This is a genomic window from Streptomyces sp. NPDC047117 (assembly GCF_040643545.1).
Taxonomy (GTDB): Bacteria; Actinomycetota; Actinomycetes; order Streptomycetales; family Streptomycetaceae; genus Streptomyces.
In genome coordinates this window covers 332266-352577 of sequence record NZ_JBEYUN010000009.1, presented here as the reverse complement: position 1 = coordinate 352577, position 20312 = coordinate 332266, and the positions used below count along the sequence as shown (strand labels likewise).

At 73.9% G+C, this 20312-nt stretch carries 18 protein-coding genes and 2 pseudogenes; 6 read left to right on the top strand and 14 right to left on the bottom strand.

The genetic code is table 11. The annotated features are described in order from the left end of the window. Positions 1-15 precede the first annotated feature (15 nt). Positions 16-858, bottom strand: coding sequence for a phosphatidylinositol-specific phospholipase C/glycerophosphodiester phosphodiesterase family protein (locus ABZ840_RS20245; RefSeq protein WP_361561412.1), 843 nt, complete (start codon positions 856-858; stop codon positions 16-18). Between the two features lie 147 nt (positions 859-1005). Here ABZ840_RS20245 and ABZ840_RS20240 point away from each other — a divergent pair, with 147 nt between their 5' ends. Further along, positions 1006-2268, top strand: coding sequence for a phosphodiester glycosidase family protein (locus tag ABZ840_RS20240; RefSeq protein WP_361561411.1), 1263 nt, complete (start codon positions 1006-1008; stop codon positions 2266-2268). A gap of 49 nt (positions 2269-2317) precedes the next feature. Here the strand turns inward: ABZ840_RS20240 and ABZ840_RS20235 are convergent, their stop codons facing one another. The 11 genes from ABZ840_RS20235 to ABZ840_RS20185 form a co-directional block, all read right to left on the bottom strand. Beyond that, entirely contained in the window at positions 2318-2512 is a 195-nt protein-coding gene (locus ABZ840_RS20235) for a hypothetical protein (RefSeq protein ID WP_361561410.1), read from the bottom strand. Positions 2513-2621: 109 nt separating this feature from the next. Further along, positions 2622-3296: an ATP-binding cassette domain-containing protein gene (locus ABZ840_RS20230; RefSeq protein ID WP_361561409.1), complete on the bottom strand. Its 675-nt coding sequence runs from the start codon at positions 3294-3296 to the stop codon at positions 2622-2624. Further along, positions 3289-4296 (bottom strand): ABC transporter ATP-binding protein, encoded by a 1008-nt coding sequence (locus ABZ840_RS20225; RefSeq protein WP_361561408.1) that lies wholly within the window; start codon positions 4294-4296, stop codon positions 3289-3291. The genes ABZ840_RS20230 and ABZ840_RS20225 overlap by 8 nt, the downstream gene beginning before the upstream one ends. Beyond that, positions 4293-5168, bottom strand: coding sequence for an ABC transporter permease (locus ABZ840_RS20220; RefSeq protein ID WP_361561407.1), 876 nt, complete (start codon positions 5166-5168; stop codon positions 4293-4295). Before ABZ840_RS20220 ends, ABZ840_RS20225 begins: the two co-directional genes overlap by 4 nt. Beyond that, positions 5161-6117 carry an ABC transporter permease gene (locus ABZ840_RS20215; protein ID WP_361561447.1) on the bottom strand — a complete coding sequence of 319 codons (957 nt, stop codon included), beginning with the start codon at positions 6115-6117 and terminating at the stop codon, positions 5161-5163. The genes ABZ840_RS20220 and ABZ840_RS20215 overlap by 8 nt, the downstream gene beginning before the upstream one ends. Before the next feature lie 38 nt (positions 6118-6155). Next, positions 6156-7766, bottom strand: coding sequence for an ABC transporter substrate-binding protein (locus ABZ840_RS20210; RefSeq protein ID WP_361561406.1), 1611 nt, complete (start codon positions 7764-7766; stop codon positions 6156-6158). A 146-nt stretch (positions 7767-7912) separates the two neighbouring features. Beyond that, a complete protein-coding gene (locus ABZ840_RS20205) occupies positions 7913-9352 on the bottom strand; it encodes a hypothetical protein (protein ID WP_361561405.1) in 1440 nt (479 codons plus the stop codon). A gap of 167 nt (positions 9353-9519) precedes the next feature. Beyond that, the gene (locus ABZ840_RS20200) at positions 9520-10692 is read right to left on the bottom strand and encodes an acyl-CoA dehydrogenase family protein (protein ID WP_361561404.1); all 1173 of its coding nucleotides are present in this window, start codon (positions 10690-10692) and stop codon (positions 9520-9522) included. Further along, the gene (locus tag ABZ840_RS20195; RefSeq protein WP_361561403.1) at positions 10689-11873 is read right to left on the bottom strand and encodes an acyl-CoA dehydrogenase family protein; all 1185 of its coding nucleotides are present in this window, start codon (positions 11871-11873) and stop codon (positions 10689-10691) included. The genes ABZ840_RS20200 and ABZ840_RS20195 overlap by 4 nt, the downstream gene beginning before the upstream one ends. After that, positions 11870-12868, bottom strand: a complete 999-nt coding sequence (locus tag ABZ840_RS20190; RefSeq protein ID WP_361561402.1) for an NADPH:quinone oxidoreductase family protein — start codon at positions 12866-12868, stop codon at positions 11870-11872. The genes ABZ840_RS20195 and ABZ840_RS20190 overlap by 4 nt, the downstream gene beginning before the upstream one ends. 136 nt (positions 12869-13004) lie before the next feature. Continuing rightward, the gene (locus ABZ840_RS20185) at positions 13005-13640 is read right to left on the bottom strand and encodes a class I SAM-dependent methyltransferase (RefSeq protein ID WP_361561401.1); all 636 of its coding nucleotides are present in this window, start codon (positions 13638-13640) and stop codon (positions 13005-13007) included. Between the two features lie 105 nt (positions 13641-13745). Between ABZ840_RS20185 and ABZ840_RS20180 the strand changes: the two are divergent. Further along, positions 13746-14338: pseudogene (locus ABZ840_RS20180) on the top strand (XRE family transcriptional regulator). A gap of 237 nt (positions 14339-14575) precedes the next feature. Further along, a pseudogene (locus ABZ840_RS20175) lies at positions 14576-14902 on the top strand (amino acid ABC transporter permease); the annotation flags it as partial. A gap of 38 nt (positions 14903-14940) precedes the next feature. On the opposite strand, the gene ABZ840_RS20170 reads toward ABZ840_RS20175, so the two are convergent. Both ABZ840_RS20170 and ABZ840_RS20165 read right to left on the bottom strand, forming a co-directional pair. Further along, positions 14941-15423, bottom strand: coding sequence for a hypothetical protein (locus tag ABZ840_RS20170; RefSeq protein ID WP_361561400.1), 483 nt, complete (start codon positions 15421-15423; stop codon positions 14941-14943). Between the two features lie 24 nt (positions 15424-15447). Next, entirely contained in the window at positions 15448-16143 is a 696-nt protein-coding gene (locus tag ABZ840_RS20165) for a helix-turn-helix domain-containing protein (RefSeq protein ID WP_361561446.1), read from the bottom strand. A 108-nt stretch (positions 16144-16251) separates the two neighbouring features. On the opposite strand from ABZ840_RS20165, the gene ABZ840_RS20160 reads away from it, so the two are divergent. From ABZ840_RS20160 to egtB, 3 genes are all read left to right on the top strand, one after another. After that, on the top strand, positions 16252-17463 hold the full coding sequence (locus ABZ840_RS20160; RefSeq protein ID WP_361561399.1) for a pyridoxal phosphate-dependent aminotransferase: 1212 nt from the start codon (positions 16252-16254) through the stop codon (positions 17461-17463). A gap of 162 nt (positions 17464-17625) precedes the next feature. Then, entirely contained in the window at positions 17626-18990 is a 1365-nt protein-coding gene (egtA, locus tag ABZ840_RS20155; RefSeq protein ID WP_361561398.1) for an ergothioneine biosynthesis glutamate--cysteine ligase EgtA, read from the top strand. Further along, positions 18987-20303, top strand: coding sequence for an ergothioneine biosynthesis protein EgtB (gene egtB / locus ABZ840_RS20150; RefSeq protein ID WP_361561397.1), 1317 nt, complete (start codon positions 18987-18989; stop codon positions 20301-20303). The genes egtA and egtB overlap by 4 nt, the downstream gene beginning before the upstream one ends. Positions 20304-20312 lie beyond the last annotated feature (9 nt).

Genomic DNA, 20312 nt, shown 5'->3' with positions numbered 1-20312 from the left:
CCACTCCTCCGGGCATCACCGGCCGGCCGCGCGGAGAAAGCTCTCCAGCCCCGCGAGGTCATCGGTGTTGAGGTGGTCCACGCCCGCCGCCAGCAGTTCCCGCCACACCGCGTCGCGTTCGGGGCCCGGTGCGTCGGGCGTGGCCCAGAACCGCAGCCGCCGCCCTTCCCCATGGGCGGCGGCCACGGTCCCTCGCAGTTCGGCGCGCTCGGCCGCGGGCATCGGCCCGGCGCCCACCCAGCGGAACCGCTCGGACCAGTTCGCGGAGACCAGCGGGATGAAGGTGGCGGGTGCCGCGGTCCCCAGGTCGGTGAGCCGGCCGTCGTAGAAGGCGCGGCGCACCCGCTCCGCCGCCATCGGCGCACGGGCCCCGCGCTCGCCCGACACCACGGCGGTGACGGCACGCGTGCGGACCCGGCCCGCCGCGCAGACGCTGAGCATCGGCGCGTACGGCCGCAGGCGGAGCGCCAGCTCCTGGTAGGCCGGCGCGCCCGCCGTCTTGAGGTCGACGAGGAGTTGCAGGGACAGCGGGTGGTCCTTGAAGACCGTGCCGCCGTTGGCCGCGACCAGCGACCACAGCGGATCGAGATACAGCGCTTCCAGAGTGCGCCGCGGGTCCAGCTCCGCCTCCTCGTGGGCGACCAGCAGGCGGCCGTCCACGAGCCAGACGTCCACCTCCACGCTGCCGAAGCCGTGGTCCAGCGCGTCGAAGAGGGGGCGGTCGTGCGCGTAGTCGTTGTGGGCGTGCGCCCGGCGCAGCGGTGCCGGGCCGCGCTCCGCCGTCCGGTGCGGGCCCGTGCCGCGGGCGGCGGCCGGCGGCACCGCCCCCGCCAGCAGAGCGGCGCATACCGACGCCACGGCGCTTCTGCGCGTGAACGGGCCGGCGCCGGTGTACGAACGACTGCGGAGGGACGGTTTTCTCGGAATGGAGTGATTCATGACATCTCCGGGATTCCCGATGGCTTCGGTCAGTGGTGTACTTCGTTGGCCCAAAGGACAGTTGGCGTGACAACTGGGGTGATCGTGAAGCAGCGATTCGGTCGTGTTCGCGCGGTTCTGACGGTTCTGGTGGCGGCCGGTGCACTGGCCGGCGGAGGGGTGGCGGGCGGCGGGAGCGCCGCCGCCTCGGTGGACGTGCTACGGACGGGCCGGGCGGCCCCGGCGGCGTCCGGGGTGACGTACCGGCAGTTCTCGATGGCGGTGCCGCGCGGCACCGTACGGGGGCATCTGGTGACGGTCGACCTGAGCAGACCGGGCGTGTCGGTCGGCCTGCTGGACGCGGGGGCTGTCGGGGCGCGGCAGGCGGTGTCCGCGATGGCCGGGGCGCGGGGCGCGGTGGCCGGGGTGAACGGTGACTTCTTCAACATAACGGAGACTCAGCACCCGGGCGTCGAACCGACGGGAGCCGCTGTCGGGCCCGCGGTCTCCAAAGGGCGGCCGCTGAAGTCGGCGGTGCCGGACGGGCAGCGGTTCGGGCCCGCGCTGCCGCCCGGCACGACGACCGAGGACGTGCTCACGGTGGGCGCCGACCGGCGGGCCCGGCTGGACCGGCTGTCCCTGCGGGGCTCGGTGACCACGCCGGACGGAACGGTTCCGCTGCGCGGCCTGAACCTGTACGCGCTGCCGGTCGGCGGCATCGGCGCGTACACGTCGCAGTGGGGCACCACGTCGCGCGTCCGCGCCACGTGCGGTACGGACACCGACCGGGCGGCGCCGTGCAGTACGGACACCGCGGAGGTCACGGTGCGCCGCGGCCGGGTCGAGCGGATCGCGGACACGCCGGGGCGCGGCGGAGTGGCCGACGGCACGACGGTCCTGGTCGGCCGCGAGGGAGGCGCTCAGCAGCTGCGGAAGCTGTCGGTGGGCGAGCGGGTACGGGTCACCGAACGGTTGGTGGGGCAGCGGCCGGCGGCGTTGCGGTTCGCGGTGGGCGGCTTCCCGATCGTGCGGGACGGCGCCCCGCTCCCCGGCCTCGACACGGTTGCCTCGGCGGTGCGTACCGCGGCGGGCATCGGCGCGGGCGGGCAGGTGCTGTACCTGCTCGCGCTGGACGGCACGAAGGGGAACGCCGGTCTGACGATCGGTGAACTCGCCGGGCTGATGCAGCGCCTAGGGGCCCGGGACGCGATGAATCTGGACGGCGGCGGGTCCACGACGCTGGTCCTGCGCGAGCCGGGGAGCGCCACGGCGACCGTGCGCAACAACCCCTCGGGCGGCGCGGAACGCCCGGTGCCGAACGGGATCGGGGTGTTCGCGCGGCAGCCCTGACCGCGGCCCGCGCGCACCCGTACGCGTACGGCCCCGAGGGGCGCTCCCCTCAGGGCCGTACGCTGCTGACCAGGTCGGCGGCGCCGGACAGTCCGTTGCTGATGTCCGGGGCGATGCTGCTGCCGGCCAGGAAGAAGCCGAGGAGCATGCACACGATGGCGTGCGAGACCTTGAGCTGGCCGCTGCGCAGGAAGACGACGGCGAGCACCACAAGCAGCACGACGACTGAGATCGAAATGGCCATGGCGAACCTCCCTCGGTGGCCCGAACGGGCCATCAACGGCGCCAGTTTGGCGTATTTCGTGCCGTTCACCCGGCCGTCGGGCGTCCGCCGAACGGGTGATCACTGCGGGTCACCGGACAGCGGCGGCGTCGCCCGCCAGCGCCTCCCAGCGGACCGTACGGTCGCACCACCGTTCCAGCAGAACCCGGTCGTGGCCGACGGCCAGCAGGCCGGCGCCGGTCATCCGCCGGCACTCCTCCACCACCGCGACCAGCGCGGCCGTGGTGGACGCGTCCAGCATCGCGGTCATCTCGTCGCAGATCAGCCAGCGCGGCCGGAGGATCAGGGCGCGGGCGAGGCAGGCGCGTTGCAGCTGGCCGTCGCTGACCTCGTGCGGGCGGCGGCCGAGGAGTTCGGGGCTCAGGCCCACGCGCGGCACCAGCTCGGCGAGCCGTTCGGCCGCCTCGCCCCGGCCGCCGTTCGCCCGCAGCGGCTCGGCGATCAGATCGGCGAGGCGCAGCCGGGGGTCGGCGGCGAGGCGGGGCTGCTGGAAGACGACGCCGAAGGCGGTGCGGAGGGCGCGCGGTGCGCGGTGCCGCCAGCCGGGCGCGGCCTGCCCGTCCACCACGACGCTGCCCCGCTCCGGCCGGTGCAGCAGGGCCGCGACCCTGGCGAGCGTGGACTTGCCGCAGCCGCTGGGGCCGAGCAGCCCGACCGCCTCGCCCGGCGCGACGCGCAATGAGACGTCACGGACGACGGGGCTGCCGCGGTCGTAGCCGGCGGTGATGTCCGTCAGTTCAAGCATCGGCGGGCTCCTGTGCGCGGGCCTGCGCGTCCGTCGGTACGTGGTGGCAGGCCACGCCGTCGACCGGCTCGGGGACGGTCTCGCAGGCTGCTGTGGCGTGCGGGCAGCGGGCGGCGAACGCGCAGCCGTCCGGCAGCGCGCCGAGCTCGGGCGGCTGTCCCGGGATGGGCGTGAAGGCGCGTTCGGGGAGCGCGTCGAGCAGCCCGCGCGCGTACGGATGCCGAGGGCCGGGGCCGCCGAAGAAGTCCTTCGCGTCGCCGAGTTCGACGATCCGCCCGGCGTACATGACGGCGACCCGGTCGGCGATCCGTTCGGCCGCCGCGAGGTCGTGCGTGATCATCAGCAGCGCGCGCCCGTCCTCGGCGTGCCGGCGCAGCTCGTCCACCGTACGGTCGACCAGGTCGCGGTCCAGCCCGGTGGTCGGCTCGTCGGCGATCAGCAGCGGTGCCTCGCCGACCAGCGCGAGCGCGGTGGCCGCGCGCTGCGCGAGGCCCCCGGAGAGCTGGTGCGGATACCGGTCGAGATGGTCGGCGGGGAAGGCCGCGCGCTCGGCTGCCCCCTCTGCAGCCGAGCGCAGTTCATGGCGGGGGACGTCCGTCAGCTCACGGACCGTCTCCTCCAGTTGGGCACGTACGGTGCGTACGGGGGTGAGGTGCGCGGCCGGGCTCTGCGGGACCAGACCCACCCGCCGGCCGCGCACGCTCCGGGCGAGTGCGCGTTCGCCGGCGGTCAACAGGTCGACGGCGGGCCCCCGGTCGGCGTCGGCCAGCAGGGCGGAGCCGGCGGTCCGCGCGTTGCCCGGCAGCAGGCCGAGCAGTGCGGAGGCCAGCACGGACTTGCCGCAGCCGCTCTCGCCCACCAAGGCCAGGCACTCGCCGGGCGCGAGACCGAAGGAGGCGTCGGTGACGGCGGCGATGTGCCGGCCGCCGCGCATCCGGAAGCGCACGGAGAGCCCCCGTACGGACAGCACGGGCCGGGGTGGCGCGTCTGCGGTGGTCACAGCATCAGCTCCGATCGGCGGCGCGGGTCGATCCGTTCCCGCCAGGCGCCCGCGAGGCCGGCGACGGCGAGGGTGGGGACGATGATGAACAGGCCGGGGAAGAGCGTGGGCCACCAGTCGCCCGCCAGCAGCGAGCTGCGTGCCGAGTTGACCATGATGCCCAGGCTCGCCTCGTGGGCGGGCAGGCCGAGCCCCAGGAAGGACAGCGCGGACTCGTGCCAGATGGCGTGCGGCACCATCAGGACGGCGGCCAGCCCGGCCCGCGGCAGCACGCCGGGGAGGAGGTGGCGTACGGCCACCCGCCACCGTGAGGCGCCCCCGGAGACCGCTGCGTCCACGAACGGCCGGCCGCGCAGCGAGAGCACCTCGGCCCGCACGATGCGCGCGGTGGACAGCCAGTGGGTGAGCCCGACCGAGATGATCACCGGCCAGACGCCGGGCCGGAACATCGCCACGATGAAGATGCCCAGCAGCAGGTGCGGGACGGACGAGAAGAGGTCGACGACCCGCATCACGGCCCGGTCCGCCCAGCCGCCGAGCGCGCCCGCCAGCGCGCCGACCGCGGTGCCGATGACGGTGGCGGTGAGCGCGGCGACCACGCCGACCAGGAGGGAGACGCGCAGCCCGTAGACGCAGCGCAGCAGCAGGTCCCGGCCGACCTCGTCGGTGCCGAAGGGGTGCGCGAGGGAGGGCGGTTGCAGCTTGGCCGCGAGGTCGACGGCCTGCGCGTCCACGGGGACGAGCGGCGGCACGAGCAGGACGGCGAGCAGGACGGCGGCCATGAGGACGGCCGAGGTGACCAGCCTCAGGGTGCGGTTGCTCCGGTCCCGGCCGGTGCCGGGCCGCGCGGGGTGCCAGGTGAGCTCAGCCATCGAACGCCACCCTCGGGTCGGCGAGACCGTACAGCAGGTCCGAGAGCAGGTTCCCGATCAGCACGGCGGCCGTGGCCAGTACGGTCAGCGCGGCGAGCAGCGGGAAGTCGACGCTGGTGGCGGCCTGGACGGTGGCCGCGGCGATGCCCGGCCAGCTGAAGACGGTCTCCACCAGCAGCGCGCCGGTGATCAGTTCGGGTACCCGGGAGCCGATCAGGGTGAGCACCGGCAGCAGCCCGCTGCGCAGCGCGTGCTGCAACAGAACGGTGCGCTCGCGCAGGCCCCGGGAGCGCGCGCCGCGCACCGGATCCTCGGCCAGCGCGTCGCCGACCCCTTGGCGCACGTACAGCACGAACCACGGGAGCTGCGAGACGGCCAGCACGAGGGCGGGCAGGACCACATGACGGGCGACCTGGCCGGCGGTGGCGACGGTGCTCCCGGTGTCGGTGAGGCCGCCGGCCGGCAGCACGCCGAGCTTGAGCGCGAACAGCCAGACGGCCAGCAGGCCGAGCCAGAAGGGCGGCGCGGCCTCCAGCGCGTACGCGGCGCCGCTCACCGCACGGTCGAACATGCCGCCGCGCCATCGGGCGGCGAGTACCCCCAGTACGGTGCCGAGCAGGACGGCGACCACGAAGGCGAGCGCGCACAGCAGTACGGACCAGCCGAGGCGTTCGCCGATGACCTGGGAGACCGGGGCGCGCAGAGAGGCGGAGTCGCCGAGGTCGCCGGTGAGGGCGCCGGTCAGCCAGTCCCACCAGCGGGTGAGGAGCGGCTGGTCGACGCCGAGGTTGTGGCGGATCTGGTCGAGGTTCTCCTGGGACGCGGTCAGGCCCGCGGCCCCGGCGTACGCCTTGACCGGGTCGAACGGCGAGGCCGCCGCGACGGCGAACACCCCGAAGGTGACGGCGAGGAGGACCGGGACGGCGAGCAGCGCCCGCCGCCCGGTCATCCGTGCCATCGGCCCCCAGGGCAGGGACTTCAGGGCTCTCACTTCTTGGGCTGCCAGTCCTCGACGTTCCACCAGGGCCCGGAGGCCAGACCGTGGTCGTGCGGCTCGACCTGGGTGGACAGGCCCTTCTCGCCCGGGACCTGCCACTTGTCACCGACGACGTAGAGGTGGTCGATGTGGGTGAGGAAGATGTACGCCGGGTCCTTCCGCAGCTCGCGCTGGACGGTGTCGTACCCGGCCTGGCGGCGGTCGTGGTCGTCCGTGCGGCGGGCGTCGACGAGCGCCCGGTCGACCTTGTCGTTCTTGTACCGCGACATGTTGTTGAAGCCGTCGCCCGCGAGCGAGGAGTGCAGCAGCAGGTACTGGTCGAAGTCGGGGTCGGCGGGGCTGCCGCCGCCCGCGAGCACCGCGTCGTGCTTCATGCGCGGCTCGATGACCTCCCACGTGCCGGACTCGACCTTGGCCTCGATGCCGGCCTTCTTGGCGTCGGAGGCGAAGGCGAGGGCGTGCTCCTGGCGGAGCTTGTCACCGGAGAGGTACCAGAGGGTGAAGGAGGCGCGCTGCTTCCCCTTCTCGCGGATGCCGTCCGGGCCCTTCTTCCAGCCCGCGTCGTCGAGGATGCGCTCGGCCTGCTTCAGGTCGTGGGCGCGCTCGGTGCCCTTGGTGAACCACGGGCTGTCGGTGGGCACGGGCCCGTAGGCGGGCTTGCCCGCGCCGTTCAGGATGCCCTTGACCATGGCGTCACGGTCCACGGCGAGGTCCAGGGCGCGGCGGACGGCCTTGGCGCCGGTGACCGGGTTCGCACTGGGCAGCGTGACGTTGCGGTAGTCGAAGGTCTTCGCGGTGTACGTCTTCTGGTCCTGCGCGGACTTGAAGGCGGCGGCGAGGTTGGGCGGCAGGATGGCGCCGTCGAGGTCGCCGGAGCGCAGCCGGGTGGCGCGCACGTCGTCGTCCTTGATGATCGCCATGGTGAACCTCTTCACCTTCGGCGCGCCGCCCCAGTAGTGGGGGTTGGCCTTGAAGGCGAGCTTCTCGCCCTTGGACCAGCGGGTGAGGACGTACGGGCCGGTGCCGACCGGGTGGGTGGTGAAGGACCCGTTGTTCACGTCCTGCTTGCCGGCGATGTGCTGCGGCGCGATGGGCAGGACGGTGCGCTCGGCGAACGGCGCGTAGGGGTACTTGAGGTGGAAGACGACGGTGTGGTCGTCCTTCTTCGTGACGCTCTTGATCGCGTCGAGCTCGGCCTTGGAGGCGTTGTTGGTCTTCGCGTCGAGGATGGTCCGGTAGGTGAAGACCACGTCGTCGGCGGTGAAGGGCTTGCCGTCACTGAACTCCACACCCTTGCGCAGGGTGTAGGTGTAGGTCCGGCCGTCGTCCGTGACCTCGGGGAGCTTCGCGGCGAGCGCCGGCCTGAGCTTCATGTCCGCGTCGTGGGTGAGCAGTCCGTCGAAGATCTTGGAATTGCCGTCCTTGCCGTAGCCCAGCAGCGGGCTCAGGCTGTCCGGCTCGTACGCGATGCCGACCACGGCCGAGTCCTTCGCGCCCGCGGCACTCTTGCCGTCGGACGGCGTGGAGCAGGCGGCGGCGCCGAGGGCCAGCGTCGTCGCCAGGGCCGCCGCCGACACGCCTCGTATGGACCGCGCTGACATGCACCACTCTCCTCTTGCCTCATGCCGTCTCATGCCGACGCAAAGCTTTTGCGAACGGATTGCAATTAAACAACATGTAAGAGAGTGCTGGGAGACGCGGTCCTTACCGCTCGGTCACTACCGCTCCGGAACGGGCGATGCAGCGGTCAGTCGCCGAACCCGCCGCCGAATCCCCCGCCGTCGCCCCCGAATCCCCCGCCGCCCCCGAAGCCGCCGCCGAAGTCGCCACCACTGAAGTCGCCGCCGGAGTAGTCCTCGCCGCCGAGTTCGTCCCCGTGCCCGCCGTCGCCCCACCCGTAGGCGGCCGGGCCCGTCATCGAGGAGCCGAGCAGCGTGCCGAGGAAGAGGCCGGGCAGCAGCCCGCCGCCGAGCATGCCGTAATAGCCGCCGGCCCAGGGGGCGTAGACGGAGCCCGCTTCCCAGTACGGGCGGTCCTCGCCGTACGGGGTGCGCACCGTGCGCGCCATCGGCTCCTGGCCGTCCGCCAGCCGCGCCTTGTCGGCCGCGCACACGGGGACGGTGCGCTCCGACCCCCTGGGCGGCGCCCAGCGCGCGTCGGCGACGGCCGGGCCGTGCCGCGGGTCGAAGAAGCACGGCGGGCGGCGCTCCGGGAGCTCCCGGCCCTCGCGCCTGGCCTCCAGCGTGGCCAGCGCGAAGCGGCCGTCCTCCAGCGCCTCGGTCACCTTCCGCACGTCCTCGGGTCGGCGCGCCCGCCCCATGGCCTGCTTGGCGTTCTCGTAGGCGTCCAGGGCGTGCGCGTAGTCCGCGCGCATCGCGTCGTCGGCGCCCGGCTCGCCGGGCCGGAAGTCCAGCCGGTCCAGCTCCTCGCCGTACGCGGTGATGTCCTCGTCGACCACCACCCGCAGCGACTCCAGCGCGGCCTGTTCCTCGGCCTCCCGGCGGCGCTTGGCCCGCCGGTGGACGGTGTACGCGCCGCCGGCGCCGAGGACGACCAGCGCCCCGAGCCCGACCAGCGCGCCGCTGCTGACGCCGTCGCCGCCCGAGTCCTGCCAGGACTTCGGCGTGCCCTTGCCGACCTGTTTCGTGGCCTGCGCGGTGAAGTCCTTCAGCTGAGCGGTGGCGTCACCCGGGTGCGCCCGCTGGGCCGCCCCCACGAGGTGGCGCACCGACTCGCCCGACATCACGTCGCCGTCGGCCCGGGCGTCGAAGCGGTCGCCGAGCTGCACCGCGTAGACGCCCTTGATACCGACGCGGGTGCGCAGGTCCTCGAAGAGCGTCGCGGGCGGGTACTCGGAGGTCGCGGGCAGCACGGCCACGAAGACCGGCTTGGCGGCGTCCTCGATGTCCTTCGCCAGCGCGTCCGCCTGTCCGGACGGCAGCTGCCCGTCGGCCCGCGGGTCGACGTACACGGGCCCCTTGGAAAGCGCGTCGGCCGCCGCCTGCAGCCCTTCGCCGGCCGCCGCCCGGGTCTGCTCGTCCGCCCGCGCCACGGAGCCGGTGGCGGCGGCCCGGTCCGCCGGAGGGCCCGCCGCGGCGGCCGGCCCCACCGCGAGCAGCAGCGCCGCGGACGCGGCCGTCAGGGCCGGGGCCCCCCGGTGCAGGGGTCGTCCGGGTGCGACCTTCATGCCTATGACGCTACTCCGAACTTCACTTTTCCGACATGCCAGCCGAGACGCCCGCAAAGAGCGTCGGCCGGGTACGACGACGCCGGCCGACGGCCCCCACAGCCGTCGGCCGGCGTCCGTTCGTGTGCCGCGGGCCCGGTCCGGCTCGGGTGCCGCGTCACGGTTCCCTACGGGGCCGTGAGGTCCACCAGTTCGGCGAGGGCCGCTCGGTGGTGGCCGGGGGCGCCGAGGGCGATCTCGTCGCTCTTGGCGCGCTTGAGGAAGAGGTGCAGCGGGTGCTCCCAGGTCATGCCGATCCCGCCGTGCAGCTGGAGGCACTCCTGTGCGGCCCGGACCGAGACCGGAGCGCAGTACGCCTGCGCGACGGCCACCGCCACGGGGGCGTCGGGGCTCCCGGCCGCCAGCGCGTCCGCCGCGTTGCGCGCCGCGGCCCGTGCCGAGACCACCTCCAGCCAGAGCGCGGCCATCCGGTGCTTGAGTGCCTGGAAGGAGCCGACCGCACGGCCGAACTGGTTGCGCTGCTTCGTGTACTCCACGATCTCGGTCAGGCACCACTCGGCGATGCCCAGCTGTTCGGAGGCGAGCAGCCCGGCCCCGGTGAGCAGCGCCTTCCGTACGGCCGCGCCGGCCCGGTCGGCACCGGCGAGCCGGCGGCCCGCCGCTCCGTCGAAGGTGACGCGGGCGAGCCCGCGGGTGAGGTCCAGCGGGGTGGCCGCCTCGATGTGCAGCCCCGGCGCACCGGCGTCCACGGCGTACAGCTCGATGCCGTCCGCCGCGCGTACCGGTACCAGCAGTACGTCGGCGGCGGCCGCGTCGGCGACCGAGGTGACCGTGCCGAGCAGGGCACCGTCGGACCCGGCCCGGACGGTCGGCTCCAGCGGACCGCCGGGCGCGGCCGTCAGGGGCAGCGCGAGCACGCCCACGCGCTCGCCGCCGGCCAGGGCGGCCAGCAGCCCGGCCGGCTCCTCCTCGTCGGTGTCGCAGCCGAGCAGGGCCGTGATCGCGAGGACGGCGCTGGTCAGGTACGGCACGGGCGTCACGGCCCGGCCCAGCTCCTCCAGGACGACCGCGGCCTCTCGGGGGCCTGCGCCCTGGCCGCCGAGCTTCTCGGGGACGAGCAGCCCGGCCGCCCCCATGTCGGCGGCGAGCGAGCGCCAGAGGGCGGCGTCGTGGGTGCGCCCGGACTCCAGCTCGGCGAGCACCCCGGAGGGGCCGCCGCGGTCGGCCAGCAGGGACCGTACGGCGGCGCGCAGGTCGTCCTCGTGCTCCGAGTAGAGCAGGTCCGGGCCTTCGGGCAGGTCGGCCGCCGCGGTGTCCGCGAGCGTCGGCTGGTCTGTCATCGGGGCAGGTCCTTCCACGCGACGTCCTTGTCGGTGCGCGGCTCGGACGGCAGGCCGAGTACGCGTTCGGCGACGATGTTGAGGAGCACTTCGGAGGTGCCGCCCTCGATGCTGTTGCCCTTGGCGCGCAGGTAGCGGTAGCCCGCCTCGCGCCCCGTGAAGTCCACGCCTTCGGGGCGGCGCAGCGTCCAGTCGTCGTACGTGAGGCCGTCCTCCCCGAGGAACTCCACCTCCCAGCCGCTGATCTCCTGGGCGAGCCGCGCGAAGGAGAGCTTCATGCCGCTGCCTTCGGGGCCCGGCTGGCCCTTCGTGAGCTGCTGGCGCAGCCGCTCGCCGGTGAGGCGGGCCACCTCGGAGTCGACCCACAGCCGCAGCAGCCGCTGGTGCATGTCGTGCGTGCGCAGTTCGGGCCGCTCGCGCCAGTCGGCGGCGGCGACGCCGATCATGCCGCCCTCACGGGGGATGCGGGCGCCGCCGATCGCCACGCGCTCGTTCATGAGGGTGGTCCGGGCAACCTTCCAGCCCTCCCCCACCGCGCCGAGCCGGTGCGCGTCGGGGATGCGGACGTCGGTCAGGAAGACCTCGTTGAACTCGGCCTCGCCGGTGATCTGGCGCAGCGGCCGGACGTCCACACCGGGGTCGGTCATGTCGCACACGAAGTACGTGATGCCGCGGTGCTTCGGGGCCTCGGGATCGGTACGGGCGATGAGGATCGCCCAGCGGGACTTGTGCGCGCCGGAGGTCCACACCTTCTGGCCGTTGACCACCCAGGAGTCGCCTTCCCGCACGGCACGGGTGGCGAGCGCCGCGAGGTCGGAGCCGGCGCCGGGCTCGCTGAAGAGCTGGCACCACACCTCCTCGCCGGTCCACAGGGGCTTGAGGAACCGCCGCTTCTGCTCCTCGGTGCCGAAGCCCAGGATGGTCGGCGCCGCCATGCCCAGGCCGATGCCGATCCGGCGCGGGTCGTTGTCGGGCGCGCCGGCCGCGGCCAGTTCGGCGTCGACGACGGCCTGGAGGGCACGGGGGGCGTCGAGACCGCCGAGCCCTTCGGGGAAGTGCACCCAGGCGAGCCCGGCGTCGAAGCGGGCGCGCAGGAAGTCCATGCGGTCGGTGGTGGCGGGCGGGTGTGCGGCGAGCAGCTCGGCGGTGCGCCGGCGCAGGTCATCGGCTCCCGTGCTCATCGACCCGCCGCCTCTCCGGGGACGACGACCAGGCGCCCTGTGGTGACGCCGTCGGCGACCCTCTGTACCGCGTCGGCCGCGCCCTCCAGAGGGACGCGGTCGCCGATGAGCGGCTTGATGACGCCCTGGGCCGCGAGCTTGGTCAGCTCTTCGTGGCAGGCGCCGATGGAGGCCGGGTCCTTGGTGTTGTACAGGCCCCAATGGAGGCCGACGATCGAGTAGTTCTTGACCAGCGCGTGGTTGAGGGCGGGGCTCGGGATGGTGCCGCCGGCGAAGCCGACGACGATGATGCGGCCCTCGAAGGCCACGCACTTGGCGGACTGGGCGTACGCGTCGCCGCCCACCGGGTCGTAGATCACGTCGGCGCCGCGGCCGCCGGTGGCTTCCTTCACGGTCTTGATGACGTCCTCGCTGCGCCGGTCGACGACCACGTCGCAGCCGAGTTCGCGGGCGACCGCCGCCTTCTCGGGGCCGCCGACGACGCCGATGACGCGGGCCCCGGCCGCCCGGCCGAGCTGGACGGCGGCGCTGCCGACGCCGCCCGCCGCCGCGTGCACCAGCAGCGTCTCGCCGGCCTGGAGGTGTGCGCGGCGGTGCAGCGCGAACCAGCCGGTCTGGTAGCCGATGTGCAGCGCTGCGGCCTCGGCGTCGTCCAGCGCGTCCGGCGCCGGCAGGACGGTCTTGGCGTCCACCACGGCCAGTTCCGCGAAGCCGCCGTCGGGCAGCGGCGGCTGGGCCAGTACCCGGGTGCCCTCGGCCACGCCGGCGCCCTCACCGGCGGCGAGCACCTCGCCGCAGATCTCCACACCGGGCGTGAAGGGCAGCGGCGGGCGCACCTGGTACTGGCCGCGGCACAGCAGGGCGTCGGGGAAGTTGACGTTCGCGGCCTTCACCTTGAGGAGCAGCTGCCCCGGCCCGGGCTGCGGGTCGGGGACCTCGTCCAGCCGCATCGCCTCTCGTGGCTCGCCGTTCGCGTGTACCCGCCATGCCTTCACTGAGCTTCCCCTCACCACGTCGGTCGGCCTCGGTGCCATCGGCATACTAAGCGGTCGGTATGGCTGAGGGAACAGGTGCCGGGGAGGCAATCGGGGCGGGCGGACCGCCCGCCCCGTAAGTGGCGCACCGGGCCGGTCAGCCCTTCAGGCGCCGCGCCTTGACCGTGTTGTCGGTGCGGACGGCCGGCTGCCCGTCCGGGGCGGTCTGGATGCGCTCGTGCTCCGCGCAGACCAGCACCTCCCACTCCCCCTCGGCCAGCCGGAGGTCGGCGAGCACCTCCTCGGGGCCGGGCAGGTGCACATCCGGATGGGCGTCGGTCTCCCACGGGGGCATGCCGGAGTGGCCGACCACGAGGAGCGTCCCGCCCGGCGCCACCGCGCCGGCGGCGGTCCGCAGCACCTCAGCACGCGGCAGCGGGCCGTAGGTGTGCAGGAAGTGGGAGGAGACCAGGTCGTAGCTGCCCTCGGGGAAGGTCTCGCCCAGGGTGTGGCGCTGCCAGTCGATCCGGTCCGCGACGCCGGCGGTGGCCGCGTGCCCGGCCGCGCGCTCCAGGGCGACGCCGGAGACGTCGACCGCCGTGACCTGCCAGCCCTGCCGGGCGAGCCAGATCGCGTCGCCGCCCTCGCCGCAGCCCACGTCCAGGGCCCGGCCCGGCGTCAACCCGGCCACCTCACGGACCAGCGCGGCGTTGGGCTCGCCGCTCCAGATCCGCTCGCTCTCGCCGTACCGGGCGTCCCAGAACTCCTCGTCCGAGATCTGCATTTCGGTCATCTGCGCATTCCTCCGTGATCGTGCCGGTGTGTCACTCACCGCTGCCGATCGTCCGGCGCCCGGCGCCGCTTGACAAAGTTTCTTGCCGAGGCAGCAAATAGCCGTATGCCGGACCACGACCTCGCACGCGTCCTGGCCGCCGTGGGCCCCGCCTACGGGCGCTGCGCCGGGAACGGGACACCGCCCTGGCCGCGCTGAGCGAGCGCACCGGCATCTCGCCCAGCACCCTCTCGCGCCTGGAGTCCGGGCAGCGCAAGCCCACCCTGGAGCTGGTGCTGCCGCTGGCGAGGGAGTACGGCGTGCGGCTGCACGAGCTGGTCGGCGCGCCGGCCACCGGCGACCCGCGCGTCCACCCGAGCCCCGTCACCCGGGACGGCCACGTCTTCGTGCCGCTCACCGGCCGGCTCGGCGGGCTGCGCACGTACAAGCGGATCCTGCCCGCCGGACGGTCCGGCACCGGGCGGCCGGCGCAGCGCGCCCATGAGTGCTACGGCTGGCTCTACGTGCTCTCCGGCACGCTGCGCCTGGCCCTGGCCGAGCACGACCTGCTCCTCGAGGCGGGCGAGGCGGCCGAGTTCGACACCCGCACACCGCACGGCTTCGAGAACGCGGGCCCGGTCCCGGTGGAGCTGCTGCACCTCTACGGCCCCCAGAGCGAGCGCATACGTACCCGCAACGAGCCCGCCGACGGCCCCTGAGCGGGCCGCCGCGCGCTCCTGGCCCCGTGCCGCGCGGACATGGCCGCAAGGCGCCCGGAGGGCCGTCGGCGCCGTGCCCATAATGCGCAGCAGGCCGGTCCGCGCACGGCCGGGTCGCCGCGTGCGAGGCCTGCCGCACCCGCGTCGGCCCGCGCTGTCGGAGGTGTCCGACCATGACGGCGAACAGCACCCTCCGTACGGCCCCGGCCGGACTCCGGATGCCCCTGGCACGGCGCGACCCTGCGCCGCGTCGTGATCCCGCAGGCGATGCGCGTCATCGTGCCGCCCACGGGCAACGAGGTCATCACCATGCTGAAGACGACCTCACTGGTGGCGGCGGTGCAGTACTACGAACTGCTGCGGTACGCGCAGGACATCGGGCAGCTCTCCGGCGCCCCCGTGGAGATGCTCTTCCTCGCCGCCGCCTGGTACCTGATCCCGACCTCGGTCCTCTCCGTAGGCCAGTTCTGCCTGGAGCGCCACTACGCGCGCGGCTCGTCGCACCGGCTCCCGGCCACCCCGTGGCAGAAGGTCAGGGCGCACGTCCGCACGCTCCGTCGCTGAATCCGGCCCGCCCCGGGAGCACGCGGCCGCACGGCCTCTCAGGTGCGGCCCTCGCGCTCCTGCGCGTCCTTCAGGGCGGCCGAGCGGGTGGCCCAGTCGGCGCGTACGACCCGGAAGCCGGCGGCCTCGACGGCATTGCAGACCAGTTCGTCGTCGTCCACGACCACGCGGACCTCGCGGCCCCGGGCGAGCTTGCGCAGCAGCTCCAGCTTGGTGTGGCGGGCCGGGCGGCGGTCACCGGAGGGGCGCATCCGGACGCGGCCCTCGGGGAGGCCGTGCCGGGCCAGCCACTCCAGGGTGTCGGCGCGGCACTTCTCGGGCCGCCCGGTGAGGTAGACGATCTCGCACTCGGCGGCGTTCTCCAGGACCAGCGCGATGCCCTCGGGCAGCGGCGGGTCGTCCGGTGCCGCGGCGAAGAAGCCCTCCCAGTCGCGCGGCCGCTGCTCCAGGAAGTGCTGCCGGTGCGCCGTGCCCGCCAGGGTGTTGTCCAGGTCGAAGACCGCCAGGGGCGCCTTACCCACGTGTCGTCCCGTCTTCCCCATGTGTCATCCCGTCACTGTGCTCGCGGGCGCCGCGGTGACGGCCGGCTCGCCGTGGGCCGTCACCCGGACGCGGCCGGTGCCGACGCCCTCGGCGAGTGACAGCCGATCGTAGATCACCTCGGCGCAGGCCGCCGTGTCCAGCTCCAGGACCGCGTCGGGCGCGGGGGCCGGTCCCTCCGCGTAGCCGCAGGCGTCCGTCACGCGTCCCTGTGCGGCCGCCTGCTCGTCCAGGGTGACGTGGAACGTCCCCTCGTCCAGCCGTACCTCCACGACCCGTACGGGCCCGTCCTCCGCCCGCCGGCCGGCGAAGTACCGGGCCAGCCGGGGCATGAGCGGTACGGCGAACCAATGCGCGCGCACCGCGTCGGTCGGCCGCGGCGCGCCGAGCTCGGGCGCGCCCCAGTCGGCCAGTGCGGTGAGGACGGGCAGCAGGGCCCGGCCGCGGTCGGTGAGTTCGTACACGAAGGCGGCGGCGGGCGGGTCGAGTCTGCGGCGGACGGCCAGGCCGTCGCGCTCCATGTCCTTCAGGCGCCCCGCGAGCATGTCCGTGCTGACGCCCGGCAGGTCGGCGTGCAGGTCGGTGTAGCGCCGGGCCCCGGCCAGCAGCTCCCGGACGATCAGCAGGGTCCAGCGGTCGCCCACGGAGTCCAGGGCGCGGGCGACGGAGCAGTACTGGTCATAACTTCGGCGCGGCATGATCCCCAGCATAGACAAGAAGTTGGACTTTCCAAGTGGCAGCTTGGTAAAACCAAGTCACTGCCACAGACGCGCCGCACCGCGGCGAGCGAGGGACCGGGAGGCCGCCGCATGGAGTTCAAGCAGTCGAACAAAATGGCCGACGTCTGCTACGAGATCCGCGGGCCGGTGATCGAGCACGCCGACGCGCTGGAGGAGGCCGGGCACAGCGTGCTGCGGCTGAACACCGGCAACCCCGCACTGTTCGGCTTCGAGGCGCCCGAGGAGATCCTGCAGGACATGCTGCGCAACCTGTCCCGCGCGCACGGCTACACGGAGTCCCGCGGCATCCTCCCGGCGCGCCGGGCCGTCGCCCAGCACTACCAGTCGCTGGGCCTCACCGAGGTCGGCGTGGACGACATCTACCTGGGCAACGGCGTCTCGGAGCTGGTCTCGATGGCGGTCCAGGCGCTGCTGGACGACGGCGACGAGGTGCTGATCCCGGCCCCGGACTTCCCGCTGTGGACCGCGGTGACCTCGCTCGCGGGCGGCAAGCCGGTGCACTACCTGTGCGACGAGTCCGCCGACTGGCTGCCGGACCTGGACGACATGGCCGCGAAGATCACCGACCGGACGCGGGCGCTGGTCATCATCAACCCGAACAACCCGACCGGCGCCGTCTACCCGCGCGAGCTGCTGGAGGGCATGCTCGACCTGGCCCGGCGGCACGGCCTGATGGTCTTCGCGGACGAGATCTACGACCGGATCCTGTACGACGACGAGGTGCACCACAACGCCGCGGCGCTCGCCCCCGACCTGGTCTGCCTCACCTTCAGCGGGCTGTCCAAGGCGTACCGCGTGGCCGGTTTCCGCTCCGGCTGGCTGGTGGTCACCGGCCCCAAGGAGCACGCCGCCGACTACCTGGAGGGGCTGGGCACGCTGGCCTCGATGCGGCTGTGCCCGAACGCCCCGGCGCAGTACGCCATTCAGGCGGCGCTCGGCGGCCGCCAGTCGATCAACGACCTGGTGCTGCCCGGCGGCCGGCTCCGCGAGCAGCGCGACCGGGCCTGGGAGCGGCTGAACGAGATCCCCGGCGTGTCGTGCGTGAAGCCCAAGGGCGCGCTGTACGCCTTCCCGCGCCTGGACCCGGCCGTGCACAAGATCCACGACGACGAGAAATTCGTCCTCGACCTGCTGCTTCGCGAAAAGATCCAGGTGGTGCAGGGCACCGGGTTCAACTGGCCGCGCCCCGACCACTTCCGTATCCTGACACTCCCGTACGCCGACGACCTCGACGCCGCCATCAGCCGCATCGGACGCTTCCTGGCGGGGTACCGGCAGTGAGAGACTCCCGTGCGGGCGCGCCGTCGTACACCGGCGCGACCGCAGGCGGGCCGTGCGCGGCTCGCGCTCCTCGGGCGCTGATGCGCCCTTGAGTGCGCCGCTCGCACCCGCTTAGGTGGGAGGCCTGCGTCCGGTCGTCCGGCCACGGAGGGAGTGAGGTCCATGTCCGCACACCACGCGGTCACGGAACAGGAACTGGCGGCGCATCTGCACGGCATATGTTTCAAGACCGGACCGCCGCGCCGCATCGGGGTCGAGATCGAATATCTCGTCCACGACTCCCGCAACCCCCGATGCCCCCTGCCCCGCGAGCGCGTACGCAGCGCGATGACCGCCCTGCACGCGCTTCCCCTGCACTCCGCCCTCACCTTCGAGCCGGGCGGGCAGCTGGAGCTGAGCTCGCTCCCCGCCGCCTCCCTCACCGAGTGCATCACCGCCGTCTCCGCCGACTTGGCGCTGGTCCGCACGGCCCTGCGCGCCATGGGTCTGAGCCTGGCCGGCCACGGCCACAATCCCTGGCACCCGCCGCACCGCATCCTCGACGAGCCCCGGTACGACGCCATGGAGGCGTACTTCGACCGCTGGGGGCCGGCCGGGCGGTCCATGATGTGCGGCACCGCCTCCGTACAGGTCTGCCTCGACGCCGGCCACGAAGAGCCCGGCCCGCTCGGCCACGGGCGGCGCTGGCGGCTGGCCCACCTCCTCGGCGCCGTGCTCACCGCGGCCTTCGCCAACTCACCCACCAGCGAGGGATGCCCGACCGGCTACCGCTCCACCCGCCAGGCCGTGTGGTCGCAGCTCGACCCGGCCCGCACCCTCGCGCCCACCGACGGCTCCGACCCGCGCGCCGCCTGGACCGCGTACGTCCTCGACGCGCCCGTCATGTGCCTGCGCACCCCGGGCGGCCCCTGGGACGCCCCCGAGGACCTGACCTTCCGCGACTGGGTGCGCACGGGCGTGCCCAGGGTGCCCACCCAGGAGGACTTCGACTACCACGTCACCACGCTCTTTCCCCCGGTCCGGCCGCGGGGCCACCTCGAACTCCGCATGATCGACGCGCAGCCGGGCGACGGCTGGATCGTCCCGCTCGCCGTGACGACGGCCCTGTTCGACGATCCCGAGGCCGCCGAGACCGCGTACCGCGCGGTCAAGCCGCTCGCCGAGACCGCCGGCGAGCGCCCCGCGCCGCGCAACCCCCTGTGGCGGCGCGCGGCCCGGCACGCGCTGACCGATCCGGAGCTGGCCGCCGCCGCGACGGCCTGCTTCGCCGCGGCCCGTGAGGCGCTGCCCCGGCTCGGTGCCGGGCCGGACGTCCTCGCCGCCGTGGAGGAGTTCACCGAGCGCTATGTCGCGCACGGCCGCTGCCCGGCCGACGACGTACTGGATGCGGCGTACGCGGCGCCCGAGTACGCCGCGCCGGACACCGAGAGCGCGGCGGCCCGACGCGCAGCCGACGCGCAGGAAGCGGCGCTCGCCGCGGAGTACGCACGCACCGTCGAGCGCATCCCAGGGAAGGACAGCCAGTGATCCACGATCCCGAAACGCTCCGGGACCGCGCGGCGTCGGCACTGCTCGCCGCGCGCGCCCGTACGCAGACGCTGACCACCTGTGTCGACGAGCCCGACCTGACCGCCCAGCACTCGCCCCTGATGTCGCCCCTGGTGTGGGACCTCGCCCACATAGGCAACCAGGAGGAGCAGTGGCTGATGCGGGCGGTGGGCGGCCTCGAAGCGCTGCGCCCGGAGATCGACTCGGTGTACGACGCGTTCGAGCACCCCCGGGCCGAGCGGCCCTCGCTGCCGCTGCTGGCCCCCGCCGAGGCGCACAGCTACGTCGCCGAGGTGCGCGGCCGGGTGCTGGACGTACTGGAGAAGACCCCGCTGCGCGGCGACCGGCTGGTGGAGCAGGCGTTCGCGTTCGGCATGGTCGCGCAGCACGAGCAGCAGCACGACGAGACGATGCTCATCACCCACCAGCTCCGGCGGGGCCCCGCGGCCCTCACCGCTCCCCCGCCGCCGGACACCTCCGGCGGCGTGACGGAGACCGAAGTGCTGGTGCCGGCCGGGCACTTCACGATGGGCACCTCCAGTGAGCCGTGGGCGCTGGACAACGAACGCCCCGCGCACCACCGCCTGCTGCCCGCCTTCCACCTCGACACGATGCCGGTGAGCAACGCGGCGTATCTGCGGTTCGTCGAGGACGGCGGCTATCGGGAGCCGCGCTGGTGGGCCCCCGAAGGCTGGCGGATGGTGTGCGAGAACAACCTCAAGGCGCCGCTGTTCTGGCGGCACGAGGGCGGCGAGTGGGTCCGCCGTTCCTTCGGTGTCACCGAGCCGGTCGCTCCTGAAGAACCGGTTCTGCATGTCAGCTGGTACGAGGCCGACGCCTACGCGCGCTGGGCCGGGCGGCGGCTGCCCTCGGAGGCCGAGTGGGAGAAGGCCGCCCGCTGGGACCCGCGTACCGGACGCAGCCGCCGCTACCCCTGGGGCAACGAGGACCCGGGCCCCGAGCACGCCAACCTCGGCCAGCGCCACCTGCGCCCCGCGCCCGTCGGCAGCTACCCCGAGGGCCGGTCACCGCTGGGCGTCCGGCAGCTCATCGGGGACGTGTGGGAGTGGACCTCGGGCGACTTCCTGCCCTACCCGGGCTTCCAGGCGTTCCCGTACCCCGAGTACTCCGAGGTGTTCTTCGGCGGCCCGTACAAGGTGCTGCGCGGCGGGTCGTTCGCGGTGGACCAGGTGGCCTGCCGCGGCACGTTCCGCAACTGGGACCACCCCGTCCGGCGGCAGATCTTCGCCGGCTTCCGCACCGCCCGCGACGCAGGCCCGGAGGAGGCGTGAGAGCGCCGG